17 protein-coding genes are annotated in these 14,763 nt (G+C 43.4%); 7 read left to right on the top strand and 10 right to left on the bottom strand.

Annotated elements, in window-relative coordinates:
• Positions 1-61: 61 nt before the first annotated feature.
• Together leuD and leuC are read right to left on the bottom strand one after the other, a co-directional pair.
• Positions 62-703, bottom strand: coding sequence for a 3-isopropylmalate dehydratase small subunit (gene leuD, locus KKOR_RS04910; RefSeq protein ID WP_012800910.1), 642 nt, complete (start codon positions 701-703; stop codon positions 62-64).
• Positions 703-2,136, bottom strand: a complete 1,434-nt coding sequence (gene leuC / locus KKOR_RS04905) for a 3-isopropylmalate dehydratase large subunit (RefSeq protein ID WP_012800909.1) — start codon at positions 2,134-2,136, stop codon at positions 703-705. Before leuC ends, leuD begins: the two co-directional genes overlap by 1 nt.
• A 186-nt stretch (positions 2,137-2,322) precedes the next feature.
• Between leuC and KKOR_RS04900 the strand changes: the two genes are divergently transcribed.
• Complete coding sequence (locus KKOR_RS04900; RefSeq protein WP_012800908.1) at positions 2,323-3,189, top strand: LysR family transcriptional regulator; 867 nt, start codon at positions 2,323-2,325, stop codon at positions 3,187-3,189.
• A gap of 30 nt (positions 3,190-3,219) precedes the next feature.
• Complete coding sequence (locus tag KKOR_RS04895; protein ID WP_012800907.1) at positions 3,220-3,735, top strand: SRPBCC family protein; 516 nt, start codon at positions 3,220-3,222, stop codon at positions 3,733-3,735.
• A 40-nt stretch (positions 3,736-3,775) separates the two neighbouring features.
• On the opposite strand, the gene KKOR_RS04890 is transcribed toward KKOR_RS04895, so the two are convergent.
• Together KKOR_RS04890 and KKOR_RS04885 are read right to left on the bottom strand one after the other, a co-directional pair.
• A complete protein-coding gene (locus tag KKOR_RS04890; protein ID WP_012800906.1) occupies positions 3,776-3,979 on the bottom strand; it encodes a DUF3185 family protein in 204 nt (67 codons plus the stop codon).
• Positions 3,980-4,049: 70 nt separating this feature from the next.
• Entirely contained in the window at positions 4,050-5,318 is a 1,269-nt protein-coding gene (locus tag KKOR_RS04885; protein ID WP_012800905.1) for a dipeptidase, read from the bottom strand.
• 86 nt (positions 5,319-5,404) lie between these two features.
• Here KKOR_RS04885 and KKOR_RS04880 point away from each other — a divergent pair, with 86 nt between their 5' ends.
• Together KKOR_RS04880 and KKOR_RS04875 are read left to right on the top strand one after the other, a co-directional pair.
• A complete protein-coding gene (locus KKOR_RS04880; RefSeq protein WP_012800904.1) occupies positions 5,405-5,656 on the top strand; it encodes a DUF3820 family protein in 252 nt (83 codons plus the stop codon).
• Positions 5,657-5,718: 62 nt separating this feature from the next.
• Complete coding sequence (locus KKOR_RS04875; RefSeq protein WP_012800903.1) at positions 5,719-7,095, top strand: DEAD/DEAH box helicase; 1,377 nt, start codon at positions 5,719-5,721, stop codon at positions 7,093-7,095.
• Positions 7,096-7,177: 82 nt separating this feature from the next.
• Here the strand turns inward: KKOR_RS04875 and KKOR_RS04870 are convergent, their stop codons facing one another.
• The 3 genes from KKOR_RS04870 to KKOR_RS04860 form a co-directional block, all read right to left on the bottom strand.
• Complete coding sequence (locus KKOR_RS04870) at positions 7,178-7,387, bottom strand: cold-shock protein (protein WP_012800902.1); 210 nt, start codon at positions 7,385-7,387, stop codon at positions 7,178-7,180.
• Between the two features lie 230 nt (positions 7,388-7,617).
• Complete coding sequence (locus KKOR_RS04865; protein ID WP_012800901.1) at positions 7,618-7,854, bottom strand: hypothetical protein; 237 nt, start codon at positions 7,852-7,854, stop codon at positions 7,618-7,620.
• Positions 7,851-8,936 carry a 4-phosphoerythronate dehydrogenase gene (locus tag KKOR_RS04860; RefSeq protein WP_012800900.1) on the bottom strand — a complete coding sequence of 362 codons (1,086 nt, stop codon included), beginning with the start codon at positions 8,934-8,936 and terminating at the stop codon, positions 7,851-7,853. The genes KKOR_RS04865 and KKOR_RS04860 overlap by 4 nt, the downstream gene beginning before the upstream one ends.
• A gap of 97 nt (positions 8,937-9,033) precedes the next feature.
• On the opposite strand from KKOR_RS04860, the gene folE reads away from it, so the two are divergent.
• Both folE and mnmD read left to right on the top strand, forming a co-directional pair.
• The gene (gene folE / locus KKOR_RS04855; RefSeq protein ID WP_012800899.1) at positions 9,034-9,591 is read left to right on the top strand and encodes a GTP cyclohydrolase I FolE; all 558 of its coding nucleotides are present in this window, start codon (positions 9,034-9,036) and stop codon (positions 9,589-9,591) included.
• A 9-nt stretch (positions 9,592-9,600) separates the two neighbouring features.
• Positions 9,601-11,508 carry a tRNA (5-methylaminomethyl-2-thiouridine)(34)-methyltransferase MnmD gene (mnmD, locus tag KKOR_RS04850; protein WP_012800898.1) on the top strand — a complete coding sequence of 636 codons (1,908 nt, stop codon included), beginning with the start codon at positions 9,601-9,603 and terminating at the stop codon, positions 11,506-11,508.
• A gap of 70 nt (positions 11,509-11,578) precedes the next feature.
• Here mnmD and KKOR_RS04845 read toward each other — a convergent pair whose 3' ends face one another.
• Positions 11,579-12,376 carry a putative porin gene (locus KKOR_RS04845; protein ID WP_012800897.1) on the bottom strand — a complete coding sequence of 266 codons (798 nt, stop codon included), beginning with the start codon at positions 12,374-12,376 and terminating at the stop codon, positions 11,579-11,581.
• Between the two features lie 310 nt (positions 12,377-12,686).
• On the opposite strand from KKOR_RS04845, the gene KKOR_RS04840 reads away from it, so the two are divergent.
• Entirely contained in the window at positions 12,687-12,941 is a 255-nt protein-coding gene (locus tag KKOR_RS04840; protein WP_012800896.1) for a DUF5676 family membrane protein, read from the top strand.
• A 137-nt stretch (positions 12,942-13,078) separates the two neighbouring features.
• Here KKOR_RS04840 and KKOR_RS04835 read toward each other — a convergent pair whose 3' ends face one another.
• Together KKOR_RS04835 and KKOR_RS04830 are read right to left on the bottom strand one after the other, a co-directional pair.
• Positions 13,079-13,951, bottom strand: coding sequence for a pirin family protein (locus KKOR_RS04835; RefSeq protein ID WP_012800895.1), 873 nt, complete (start codon positions 13,949-13,951; stop codon positions 13,079-13,081).
• 94 nt (positions 13,952-14,045) lie between these two features.
• Positions 14,046-14,762, bottom strand: coding sequence for an ABC transporter permease (locus tag KKOR_RS04830; RefSeq protein WP_012800894.1), 717 nt, complete (start codon positions 14,760-14,762; stop codon positions 14,046-14,048).
• Position 14,763 lies beyond the last annotated feature (1 nt).

The raw sequence follows: 14,763 nt of genomic DNA, 5'->3' as shown, positions 1-14,763 counted from the left end.
TTTTGTAATTCGGTGCGTTACGACGCACCCTACTGTCAATTCATTTTCAATTTAACGCGTTTTACGATTGAAAAAGCCAAGGCGCTCTTTCGCGTCTTTTATTTTCATACTCGGTTATCGCCGCTTCTTGCTGCAAGGTAATACCGATATCATCCAAACCATTCAACAGGCTGTGCTTACGATCTTGCTCAACCTCAAACTTAATCACTTCGCCATTGGGACGAGTCACAGTCTGTTGTTCAAGATTAATATCCAGCTTATAGCCTTCGTTGGCTTCGGATTCTTTAAACAGCAAATCAACCGTATCGTGATCTAAAACTATCGGTAAGATACCGTTTTTGAAGCAGTTATTGAAGAAGATATCAGCAAAACTTGGTGCTATGACCGCTTTGAAACCGTAATCTTCCAATGCCCATGGCGCATGCTCACGACTTGAGCCACAACCAAAGTTTTCGCGCGCCAGCAGGATTGAACCGCCTTTGTAACGCGGGAAGTTCAAAACAAAATCAGGGTTAATCGGACGCTTTGAATTGTCCATACCCGGCTCACCATGATCCAGATAACGCCATTCGTCGAATAAGTTCGGGCCAAAGCCACTGCGCTTGATTGATTTCAAAAACTGCTTTGGGATAATCGCATCTGTATCGACATTGGCACGGTCTAAAGGCACCGTTAAGCCCGTGTGTTGAGTAAAGGCTTCCATTAGTGAGCACCTCCAGAAATCGGTTGCAGTTCTAATTCACGAACGTCGGTGAAGTGGCCATAAACAGCAGCTGCCGCTGCCATTCCAGGGCTTACCAAATGGGTACGTCCACCCTGCCCCTGACGACCTTCGAAGTTACGGTTTGAAGTTGAAGCACAATGCTCACCTGGCTCTAAACGGTCTGCGTTCATCGCCAAACACATGGAGCAGCCCGGCTCACGCCATTGAAACCCTGCCTCGACAAAAATTTTGTCCAAGCCTTCTGCTTCGGCTTGCTCTTTAACCAGACCTGAGCCTGGAACCACCATCGCTAACTTAACGCTGGCTGCAACTTTACGACCTTTAGCTACCGCTGCTGCTTCGCGCAAATCTTCAATACGCGAGTTGGTGCAAGAACCGATAAAGACTTTATCCACTGGAATCTGGGTTATCGGCGTATCCGCTTTCAGATCCATATATTTCAAGGCGCGCTCAATACCTTCTTTCTTAACCGGGCTTGCTTCGTTGGCTGGGTTTGGAATCATGCCGGTAACGGGCTTAACCATTTCTGGCGAAGTACCCCAGGTTACTTGTGGAATAATATCTTCTGCTTTCAGTTCAACCACTTTATCGAACTGCGCATCAGCATCACTTTTCAGATCTCTCCAGGCTTTAACCGCCATATCCCAGTGCTCGCCTTTTGGTGTAAACGGACGACCTTTCACATACTCAATGGTCTTATCATCCACTGCGACTAAGCCAATACGTGCACCGGCTTCGATAGCCATATTACAAATGGTCATACGACCTTCCATCGATAAATCTTCAATAGCTGAACCAGCGAACTCGATGGCATGGCCATTACCGCCCGCCGTACCGATTTCACCAATGACAGCCAAAACGATATCCTTAGCGGTAACACCGTGACCTAATTTGCCATCAACCTTAACCAGCATGTTCTTCATTTTCTTCTGGCGTAAACATTGAGTCGCCAACACATGCTCAACTTCGGAAGTACCGACACCAAACGCCATCGCTGCAAATGCACCGTGGGTAGCAGTGTGCGAATCACCACAAACCATGGTTAAACCCGGAAGCGTATAGCCCTGCTCTGGGCCAATTACATGAACGATACCCTGACGGATATCATCCATCTTAAATTCAGTCACGCCATACTCATCGCAGTTATCATCCAGCGTTTGCACCTGAATGCGTGAAATTGGGTCTTCAATCCCTTTAGTACGGTCAGTGGTCGGTACATTGTGGTCAGGGGTCGCTAAATTGGCTTCGATGCGACGCGGTTTACGCCCCGCCAGTTTCAAGCCTTCAAAAGCCTGTGGCGAAGTTACTTCGTGTAATAATTGACGGTCGATATAAATTAACGCAGAACCGTCGTCATTCTGGGCAACAAGATGGTCATCCCATAACTTGTCAAAAAGGGTTTTTCCTGCCATTTGGCACCTCTAGTGTGTATAAAAGATTAATGTCGGCTGTCAGGTTTGCCTACTGAATGCTGTTATTGCGCAAACACCGGCATGAGAGTGTCCTGACAGAACAACTATCACTTGAGCATGATAGAACTTCGCTTATAATAACTCAAATTCATTATTTTCATTAAATCGATAACCAGAAGGAATGGCATGGATACAGATTTACTGAGAACCTTTCTAAGCGTTGCCAGCATTGGTTCTTTTACCCTGGCCGCCAAAAAACTGCAGTTGACTCAGCCGGCTTTAAGCAAACGCATTAAAAGACTGGAAACCATTGTTGGTACCAATTTGTTTGATCGCGTGGGCAATCATGTCATTGAAACCGAAGCTGGCAGACTATTACGAGAACAGGCCCCTGCCATACTTGGTAGCATTGATAACACTTTCCAGGACATCAGGGACCTCACTGGAAGAGTGAGCGGTCAGCTGCATATCGGCACCAGTCACTATATTGGCTTGCACCTGCTGCCCGATTATCTTGAGCAATATATCGATACCTACCCTGAGGTCGATCTTAACATCGACTTTATTGATTCTGAGCTCGCTTATGACCGAGTGCTAAGCGGTGACCTGGAACTGGCGCTACTGACCTTCCCCAGCCAGGCTAATCCACGATTAGAGCACCAACTGATTTGGCAGGAAGCTTTGCAAATGGTGTGTCACCAGGATTATGAGCTACTGGCGCATGACAACCCAATGAATCAGCTCAGCAACTATCCCTGTATTTTACCGCCTGCACACACCTTTCCCCGTGAGTTGTTTGAACATCAACTCGAAACGCTGGGCGTACATCTGGGTAAAGTTAAAACTGCCAACTATCTCGAAGTCATCGCCAAATTAGTCGCCTGTAAAATGGGTTGGACCTTGTTACCCGAGCGACTGGTCAGCGAACCCTTAACCTTGATTGGTGACTCCAGACAACTTTCAGTTCGCAGCATGGGCATCATCTACCGCACCAACAAAACACTTTCTAATGCCGCACAGGCGCTAGTAGATTTATTGCATCAACCGCAGTAATCTAATCAAAATTCAACTTTGAGAGTCACAATGAAAATAACAAGCTTGTTCTTATTGATCTTTACAACAGTCATTGCAAAAGCTGAAGTTAGCGAAGTTTCGGAGCAACACTTTACCATCAACATAAACACCGCCATTGAAGCACCCATTGGCGAAGTCTATGACCAGTTTATACAGATCGGCGATTGGTGGCAGGACAGCCACACCTGGTTCGGCGACGCCTCAAAAATGTCTATCGAACCCGAAGCTGGTGGTTGTTTCTGTGAACGAAATAACGAGCAACAGGCTCTGCACATGACCATCTCACAGATCAACCTCGGTAAAAGCCTCCATATGACCGGCGGCTTGGGCCCGCTAAGCTCACTAGCGGTAAATGGTTACATGACCTGGAGTTTCGAAGAAACAGACAATAAAACTACAAACCTAAAACTCAACTATCGAGTCACAGGATTTGTTAATCAGAAAACAGAAGACTGGGCAAAAGCAGTCAATGGGGTTTTGCAACAGCAACTCGAAAATTTAAAATCTAAACTTCAGGCAGAATAAAAAAAGCCCGCAATATGCGGGCCTTTTCGAATTGCAAAACTTACTTCTTACCAAAAGCTAACTGCAAAATACCAATTAATCCTAAAGCACCACCGCCAATCATTAACCAGGTGGCTTTATCAGAAAATGTACCGGTAAGGGTTTCTCTAACTTCTTCTCCAATCGATTGAGTCATATTGTAGCCCCAGATAAATAGAGCAATACCGACAGCTAGTAAAACTAACGCTATAATTTTCTTTTGCATTATTTTCCCCTTTATTGATGAATATTGATGTATTCTGTATCTATCATACTGAATATAAGGGCTCTAGCAATTATTGTTGTTGGGCATGGTTCTCAACTTGAGTCCATACGCGCAGTAAATTACCCGATAGAATCTTGGCAATATCTTCTTCGCTGTAGCCACGAACCAACAACCCTTCAATTAGATTAGGATAAGTCGCAACATCTTTAAGGCCTGTTGGAAGGCTGTCACCAACGCCATCGTAGTCCGAACCAATTCCAACATATTCTACACCAACCAACTTGATAACATGATCAAAGTGATCGAGAACGATATTAAGATCGGCAAACTCAAACGGCTTCTCTTCACGGTACTGTTTGGTAAAGTTCATAACACTTTCATGCTCAACAGAAACGCCATTTTCATCCATAAATGTCTGACGTGCTTCTTTAAAAGCATCATAGTTATCACGGGATGCTTGCGAAACAAAAGTGGAGCCAAAGTTAATGAATATGACGCCACCTTTATCTGCCAAAGCTTTGATCATTTCATCACTCATATTACGCTCAAAACCGGGCGTGAAATGACGGGCTGATGAATGACTGGCGATGACTGGCACTTCAGATACTTCAAGCACATCATAAAACGCTTTATCGGACAGGTGTGATACATCCACCATCATACCCAAACGGTTCATTTCCTTGACCACTTCACGGCCAAAGTCGCTTAGACCATCATTAGGACGCGCTTCGTCATAAGAGGAGTCTGATAAGTGATTGCTCAGCGAGTGAGCTAAAGTAATGTAACGAATGCCACGTTCGAAAAAGTATTCCACATTGCTCAGTTCACCCTCTAAAGGCGAACCATTTTCCATGCCCATTGGCAGTGAAATAAGTCCTTGTCTGAAGTTACGCAACAAATCGCCTGGCGACATGGCTAGCGCAAATTTATCGGGCGCATCTTGGGCCATCTTTTCAACCATATCTATTAACTTCTCAGCCTGCTCTTTACTGCCGCCCTTCTCTTCTAAATCAGCAGGTGTGTAAATCGACATGAATGGTGCATCTAAACCACCCTTAACCGCACGCGGATAATCAAAGTCACCTGATTCTGTTACTTCGCTGACATCATCATACTTTTCTAACAATCGATGCGGCACATCAATGTGGGTATCGGCAATAATATATTTCTTACTGATTTCTTCGGCTTTAGCACTGAAATCTACCGGTTTATCTGAAACTTCAACTTCAGCCACAACCTCTGTCTTAGCTGGCTCTGGAACCGACTCTTCCTGCTGGCAGGCAGCCAATGCTGTGAATGAAAGCGCTACCACTAATGTATTAATAAATTTGTTCTTCATAACGATTCTCTCGATTATTCGCTTGACTTTAAAACTCTATAGCATCATAAACACTCGTATTCAGATTGCAATCGACAAACCTGTAAATGCCCAACACTGCCGACAAACAAACCAGTCCACAGCAAGAGCTTATCGACGCTATTAACCAGATCATGCCCTTTGGCAAATATCAGGGACGACGCCTATTAGAACTACCGGAACCTTATCTGGTCTGGTTTCATAAGGAAGGATTTCCTAACAATAAACTTGGCCGCCAGTTAGCGCTGATTTATGAGGTGAAACTCAATGGCCTTGAGGGCATGCTCAAGCCATTACTTAAAAGAAAAGCCCCTAAATAGTTACCCCTAATCCTGACATTTAGTGCTAAAATGGCGGCAGTTATTTTCAATAGGTTATACACGTGTCAGATACTTCTATTTTCCAGGAACTTCATTCTGGACTACAAAAAGCGTTTCAGAAATTAAAGTTTGAGGTTCCCTCTGAAGTTCAGGAAAAGGCCATAGAGCCAATTCTCGATGGCCATGATGTGATGGTCAGTGCTGAAACAGGTTCGGGCAAGACCGCTGCCTTTTTGTTGCCTATTATCCATAATTTATTGGAAAACCCATCTCGTCACACCAGTACTCGCGTTTTGATCCTTGCACCGACTCGTGAGCTTGCTCGTCAAATTGATAAGCACGCCAGGGATTTGACTCAGTTTACACAGATTAAAACTGGCCTGATCATTGGCGGCGCAGATTACAAATACCAACAGGCCATTTTCCGCGACAACCCTGAAATCATTATTGCAACGCCTGGTCGCATGTTAGAACACTGCGAAAAACAAGGCGCCGATCTGAATGATCTTGAGTATTTGGTGATTGACGAAGCGGACAAAATGTTTGAAATGGGCTTTACTGATGATGTGCAAGCTATCGCTGGCTTCTGTAAATCTGATCGCCAAACGCTTTTATTTTCTGCCACTTTGAAAACCAAGGGCATCAAACATTTAACCGACTACCTAATGGATGAGCCGCAAGCCATCGTTCTGAACTCTTTCGAAGCCAAGAATGATTCCATTGAGCAATTTATTATCACTGCTGATGATCTAGTGCATAAAGAAAAGCTGACTCAGTGGTTATTAACTAATGAAGAGTATCGTAAAGCCATTGTGTTTTGTAACACCAAAGAACAGGTTGATCGTTTAGGTGGCCTGATTCGTTACCACAAAATTGCTGCCGGTACCTTGCATGGTGATATATCACAAAGTGTCCGTAACCACGTTATGACTCAATTTCGCGATAGCAAAATAAAAGTGTTGATTGCCTCCGATGTGGCAGCGCGCGGTATTGATGTCAAAGACATTGACCTGGTGATCAACTTTGACATGGCGCATAACGCCGAAGACTATATCCACCGAATTGGACGAACAGCACGCGCTGGTGAAACAGGCAAGGCGGTATCACTGATCAGTCATCGCGAATGGAATCTGATGGTCACGATTGAAAAAGCCATCAGTGGCAGCTTCCAATTAACAAGCATTAAAGAACTTCCGGCAAACTATAAAGGTCCGAAAAAACTGAAAGCCAGTGGCAAAGCTGCGGGGCATAAAAAGAAAAAAGACGGCGCGAAGAAATTAACAGCTCGCGAGAAGAAACGTTTTGAGAAGAAACACAGTAAAAAATCGGGGACGTCTTCTGGCTCCTCAACTTCTTCATCACAAAAGCAAAAGCCCAAGAAAAAGTTTGGTGCTACCATGGTTGACTCTGGCGATTCGCCAATGAAGAAAAAGCAGTAATTTAAAGATTAAATCCAGAAACAAAAAAAGCAAGCACTAGGTGCTTGCTTTTTTGTATTACGATTTAATACTTTTGGAAGTATTAAAGAGCAGTAATATTCTCGGCTTGTGGGCCTTTTTGACCGTCAGTCAAGGTAAACTCAACTTGTTGGCCTTCTGCTAATGTTTTGAATCCAGAGCTAGCGATAGCGCTGAAATGAGCAAAAACGTCTGGACCGTTTTCTTGCTCGATAAAACCAAAACCTTTAGCTTCGTTGAACCATTTAACGGTTCCTTTAACTGTTTTAGACATAATAAATATCCTGTAATTTAAATATAGTTGTGCCTTCATGAGGCATGAATAGCGTGAAATACTGGCTGAGAATTTTGAAACTACAGAACGGAGTACTACGAATAAAACTGCGATTTGGAGTGTATAAATACTTAGGTCATTCTTTCTAGCTGTGGCCAGCTTATAGTAGTTTGAATTATTGTCAACATATATCGTATAAATAACACTTTTATTTTAGTCGATGCAAAAACTCAACTTCGATAAATATCCACCAGCAAAACAATAAAGCCACCTATCATGCTGATTAATCCAGCAATTACGATAAAGAGAGCCGCCAATCCGGCAAACACCTGAAAGCCACCTTCTGGTAAAAAAGCCGAAGCCCACAATAGCGGTAAACCAATAAACAAAGCCATTGCAAAACTTAAGCTGATGATTTTCCAGCCTCGTGGCATGCGGCTGGTAATGATATATTCAATAGGGTTCACCCTAACTCCAAAAACTCTAATCGCTGCGGGTAATTTTTTCGAAGACTATCAAACTCCTCTGTAATAGTCGCCCCTCCCTCTCTAATTACAGTGCTCATCACCTGTCTCATATGACTATCATCTTGTTTAATATCATAAAAAGGTTGGAGGCTCTGATAAAGCATTCCTGATTGACTGTCTATCTGAGCGGGTACATTCCACTTTGGTGCTTGGGGCAATAATTCCTTTAACGTCACTTTAGGCTCAATCCCTTGCCACTGGCAAAAAGCTTGATACAACTGATAAGTTCCGCGAATCTTTCCTTCCTGGCTATAACCAGCAATATGAGGGGTTGCTATCAAAGTCTCATTCAACAGCTCAAGATTTAACTCTGGCTCGTTTTCCCAGACATCTAAAATAAAGTCGATGCTCTGCTCAGACTTACTGGCTTGAAGTGCCACCTCATTATCCAGCACCGCTCCTCGAGAACTATTTATTAATAAACTTCCTTTTAGCATTCCTGATAGGAATTCTTCATTTATTAAGTGATAAGTTGGATACTGTCCATCTTTTGCCAATGGCACATGACATGTCACGATGTCACATTGCTGAATCGCTGCCAGCGGCACAAATGACCGCGAATCGCCCTGCGATTCTAATGGTGGGTCATTCAGTAAATAATTAATTCCTAAAAGCTCTAAGACCTGCGCAACTTTAGAACCAACATTCCCCGCTCCTATAATGCCCACTCGGCATTCAGCTAAGTCTTTCTGTCGATGCTGGGCCCAGTAGGCTACCCCTGACAAAACATATTCAGCCACCGCCTGAGCATTGCAGCCCGGGGCATAAGCAAACTGAATGCCGTTATGATCAAGATACTGGTGATCAATATGATCGGTGCCAATGGTAGCGCTACCCACAAACTTGATATTGCTGCCTTGTAACAAGCTGGAGTTAACCTGAGTCACGGAACGGACCAACAAAGCATCCGCATCAGTCAGATGTGCTGTGGTTATATTTCGACCAGCCAAAAGCTCTACTTCAGCAAACGGCTCAAATAGTTCTTTGACCAAAGGCATATTTTCATCAGCAATAATCTTCATATTTTTCGGTCAGGCTTTCACACAAAACTCATAATTATTTGGGTATTGTAGCGATATCTATTAGAATTACGACTGAAACGACCGCAGAGTAAGATAAATGTCTGACAAATTAGAAAACCTGTACCGCGAAATCCTCGTCGAGATCGGTGAAGATATATCCCGCAACGGTATTTTAGATACTCCCAAACGCGCAGCAAAAGCGATGAAATTCCTGACTCACGGCTATGAGCAAGATTTGAACGAAGTCGTCAATGGCGCAATTTTCGATTCTGACAATGATGCCATGGTTATTGTTAAAGACATCGAGCTTTATTCAATGTGCGAGCACCATATTTTGCCCTTTATCGGCAAAGTGCATGTTGGCTACTTACCAACCGGCAAAGTCATCGGCCTATCCAAAATTGCTCGCATCGTTGATATGTTTGCACGCCGCTTGCAGATTCAGGAAAACCTGACCAAGCAAATCGCTCACGCGGTTCAAGATGTCACCGGTGCTTCTGGTGTTGGCGTGATTGTGGAAGCCAAACACATGTGCATGATGATGCGTGGTGTGGAAAAGCAAAACTCTGTAATGACGAGTTCAACCATGCTTGGCCAATTCCGCACATCACAAAATACTCGCCAGGAATTCTTAACTCTAATTGAGAAACGATAATCGCTACTGATGCACAATGCATTTTTAGGTGTTGAGCCCGCTAGAATCGAATGGCGCCCTGCCAAAGTTCGTGAGGGCTCAACAGAACAAGCTCCACTAATCCCCTACTCCACACGATTTAATGATATTTATTTCGATACACGCGACGGTGTCGCTGAAACGGACTATGTATTTCTTGAAAGCAATCATCTACCTAAACGATTTAAAACACTCAACCAAAGTGAATTTGTCATTGTAGAAACAGGTTTTGGTACGGGACTTAACTTCCTTCGTACCTGCAAGCTTTGGCATGAGCTTAAAAATCAAAGAGCTAATCCTAATGCCCAACTGTCGTTTATCAGCATAGAGCAATATCCCCTTGCACCCGATGATTTGCAAAAGATGTATCAGGCCCTTGATATTGAATCAGAGTTTACCGAACAACTCATAGCTCAATACCCGCCTGCAATGCCAGGTGTTTATACAATCGAATTGCCCCACAATATTAAATTGACCTTGATACTCAATCCCATTGATAAAGCTCTAAAAGAATTCGCTGCAGGAGAAGACTTTAAGGTTGATGCCTGGTACTTAGATGGTTTTGCACCCAGTAAGAATCCTGACATGTGGGCAAAAGGTCTACTGCATTTCATGGCACTACATGGCGTTAACACAGCTGTCAGAAGAACGACCTTTGCAACCTTTACAGCAGCATCAGTTGTCCGAAAACAATTACATCATTATGGTTTTACGGTAAAGAAACAAACAGGCTTTGGCAGCAAGCGTCATATGTTGGTCGGAACCTTTACAGAAAAGAAGATATCATCGCCACACCCAACCATCGCCGATGATTACTTCTTGTCGGCACCGGCCAACAAACCCAAAATTGCCATCGTTGGAGCAGGGCTTGCTGGCTGCGCCTCGGCCTATGCTTTACATAAAAGAGGATTTGAGGTTCATCTGTTTGATCAAGCAAGCACGGTGGCCAGTGGTGCCTCGAAGATGCCCGCCCTGTTAGCAACACCTAATATCTCGCTAGACCATAATGCCTTTAGCCAGCTGACTTTTTTAGGCATGGCGCATTTACAAAGCTATTTGCACAAACATCATCGAAAACATCCTGAGATGAGTTACAGCGAGACTTGTTTGCAATTGGGCAGTGAAAAATATTCTGAGTGGCAACTTGACCAATACATCAAGGTCTATCAAGGGCGCTACTGGGATCCTCAGCTCCTCACATGGCACAAAACTTCTATTAATGGCAAAGAGCATCGAGGACTACTAATTCCAGGCTATTTAGTTAATGGTCCAGTATTCTGTAAATCACTGATAAACACCATTCCACAGAAACAGATTCACTTAAGTCATGCCATTGAGTCATTAGAAGAGCTAATAGAATTTGATCATATTATCTTGGCAACTGGCCACCATACTCTATTAAACAAGTTGGCAGACAATGAACCTGCACTTTCGCCTCTCAGAGGTCAGTTAACCGCCCTGACACAAAAGCCTAAACAGCGTTTAGGGTTAGACTATCCGATTAATTACGATGGCCACCTATTCGAGTGTGATAACAGTTTAGTTGTCGGTGCGACTTTTGACATGAGTTTGGATGAAAGTATTAATCCGGATGATAGGAAAAAGAATATACAGCAAGCGAACGAACGCTTTGGGTTAAAGCTAGGAGAGAATAAGCATTGTACCGATTATGTTGGTATCCGTGCTGCAACTTATGACCGCTACCCATATTGTGGGCCTCTCACGAGACAGTCTGGCAACTCACCAATGATATGGGCTAATTACGGCTTCGGAACACGTGGCTTATGTCTTTCACTTTTATGCGCGGAAATTATCAGTAGCGCGATCAATCATGAGTCTCTACCATTACCTAAGTTTTTACTGCAAAGAATCAGCCCCAATCGTGTACAGAAAGCATAAAAAAAGCCGAGAAGTACCAACTTCCCGGCTTTTATGACTAACAGACTCTTTGTTCTGTTGAAGCAATCAATTAAAACTGAGCGCGCAAACCAATGGTGTAAGTCTCAGTCTCAACTAGCTCATCTTGAGAAGCAAAGCTTGCATATAGCGCAACGTTTTCGTTAAAGAAGTGTTGAGCGCCAACTTCATACAAGTCATCATCACCCAAAGTTGCAGAAACTGAAGTTGCTTTACTGAAGTAGTAGCTTGAACCTACTGCCCAAGTACTGCCGAAATCCGTATCAGTGAATGAAACGTTAGCTGTGAAATACTTATCATCACCTAAGTGAGTAAAGTACTTAGAAGACAAAGTCACATAATCAGTGTTGTCGTCAGTCGCCAAAGTGAAACCGATATAATCAGTATCATTGATTTGGTGATTGTAGGCAGCAGAGATATTGTAAACAGTGTCAGCACCATCAGTATCCATTGCATCCACACGAACTAAAAAGTCTTCATTGAACAAGTAGCCCAAAGAAAATAGAGTCGCATCGTTATCGAATTTATCTTCTGCGTAGCCAGCACCGATCAGGAAGTTATCAACGAACAACTCACCAGTAACCTCAGCAGTGTAGTACTCACCAGTTTCCCAATTAGTGTAACCGGCACCAACATTACTTACTTTATTGATGTATTCGAATTCATTGTATGGGCCCAATGATTCTTTCTTATCGAAGAAATAGGTACCAGTCAAACCTAGAACGTCATATGAGTCGCCAGCAACATCTACATTACTCCAGGTAATGTCAGATATGACCTGGTACTCTTCTGCAGAAACAGAAATAGCTGATGAAAAAAGAACCGCTGTAGTAATTAATTTTAGTTTCACTTTGTTAGTCTCCGTGTGTTTAATCTAAAGTGCGGCGCGGATTCTAAGCGAACAAAATAAGCTGGTCAATGAAAAGTTAACATCTTATATCTTTTTGTTATTAAAGGATATTTAATCGACAAAAGGATTAGAATAACTCATCACTAAGGTTAGATTTTTTCACTCATTTCAGTGCTTAAAAACAGTCTGTCGCTATTGTTTTACATTAAAGTCATAGACAATAAGCCGTGTATTCTTGAGCCAAGTCAATACAAGAGTTGCTAGGTTGTTGTAGTCTAATATTTCACAGTCAACATCAAGGAGGTGTTCGATGAAACTTCAAGCAATGACATTCGGAGTAGCGACTGCAATCGCTTTTGCCTTGGTCTGGACACTATGTTTCATTTTTGTTTGGGCACTACCGGCATTATCAATGAACTTATTCGCCGATATGATGCATAGTAGCGATATGAATATGCAGTGGCACTTTGGCTTTTCCAGCTTCTTAATAGGACTGGTTGCATGGTCAATTTGTGGTGGATTTACCGCTTGGTTGATAGCGGTTTTCTACAATAAGCTATCTTGAAATACTGGCCAGCACAGCACAAGAGTGACGTTTAAAACTCACTGCGAAACCCGTTGATTTAAATGTGATGGCTAAAATTTCGATAAAAAAAGCCTGCAAAAGCAGGCTGAAATGACTAATGTCTGATAATAAGTCTTTTACTCTATCTTTCCCATTTTTCCATTCTCAAAATCAAGGATAGCTTGTTTGATTTCCTCAGGCTTGTTCATGACAAATGGGCCATGACGGACGACAGGTTCTTTAATAGGCTCGCCAGCAAGCAGTAAGAATTCAACATGACTGTCGGCATCTTCGTCCAGCGAGAACTTAACTGCGTCACCATCATGCAGAATGATCATTTCCCCATCATCTACCTTAAGGCCATCAATCTTTAGTCCGTTACCATGAAATACATAAATCATGCCATTCAGCCCAGCTTTAACTTCTTGCGTATATGACCTTCCAGGGTTGATGATCCAATGTTGAAAAGTGATCGGAGTATGGGTATCAATAACTGCTTTTTTTCCCATGGCTTCGCCAGCAATAATTTTAACTGAAACGCGCCCATCTTCTGAGGTAGCAGTTGGAATCGATTCGTCCGGGATTTCCTGATAACGCGGCGAGTCCATTTTATTTTTTGCCGGTAAGTTGATCCAGATCTGGAAGCCATGCACTCTGCCGCCTTTTTCCATAATTAAACTGGATGGCATTTCAGAATGTACAACACCGCTACCGGCGGTCATCCACTGCACGTCGCCTGGGGCAATTCGCCCACTGTTACCTGCTGAATCTTTATGTTCAAAGACACCGTCTAACATGTAGGTTACCGTTTCAAATCCACGGTGCGGATGTTCGGGAGCGCCTACAGCTTCACCTGGCTCATATTCGGTGGGGCCCATCTCGTCAATTAATAAGAAAGGATCAACAATCCTATCGGGGATTTGTCCGGGAAACGGACGTCGAACTTTAAAGCCGCCACCTTCCATGAGTTCTGCGGCTCGCACTTTCATTAAAATGCCGCGTAAATTCATAAGGTCTCCAAATCAGAGTTACACAATCTATTATCTACACTGCCCGTGAATTTGATGTCACGGATAGCATTAAACTCTTTGCTAAATTGCTTACCTAATCCTGGTGGCTATTTAACCGAGCTTTGAGTCGTAAAGTTAAATACAGTGCTACTGAAAATGCTGCCGAGCACAAAATAGTTGCCATGATGACTATTTGGTAGCGAACCGCCAACAAGGGCGACACACCGGATAAAATTTGCCCCGTCATCATACCGGGCAAAGCAACCAAACCTACCGCAAGCAAGCTATTAATCTGCGGTATCATTGCAGTGTTAAAAGCTTTGTTTCGAGCCTGTTCTTGAGTCTGTGAGATTAATAGCTCGCTGTCTAACCGCTCCCCTGCAAGGCTCAAACTATTCATGGTATTGGCCAATAACATGCCCGCCAGAGGAATCACATAACGCGGCTGGTACCATGGTTCTAAATGTAGCACAGCAACAATAATCAGAGCGAGAACCGATCCACATCCGAACATTAATGACACTACTAACTGTATATAATGATGGCGATTTTTGTGTTTTAAAGGTCGCAAAGCAATCCAACCCGTAACAACCAGCATGAAACTTAAGACACCCAGACCAAGTAGCCAATTATCAGTAGTAAAAAGATAGACCAGGACAAAGCCAATAGCGATCAATTGGACTACCATTCGTACGGTGGCAATTACTAGGTCAGATAGAGGAATCGACCAACGATAAAAAATCACACCAACTAACACAACCGGTAGAAGGACATACACAAGTTCTAGATAACCAATATCAGGCAAGGTCAAA

This window comes from Kangiella koreensis DSM 16069 (assembly GCF_000024085.1).
In the GTDB taxonomy this organism is placed as follows: Bacteria; Pseudomonadota; Gammaproteobacteria; order Enterobacterales; family Kangiellaceae; genus Kangiella; species Kangiella koreensis.
This window is presented reverse-complemented; position numbering and strand designations above follow the sequence as displayed.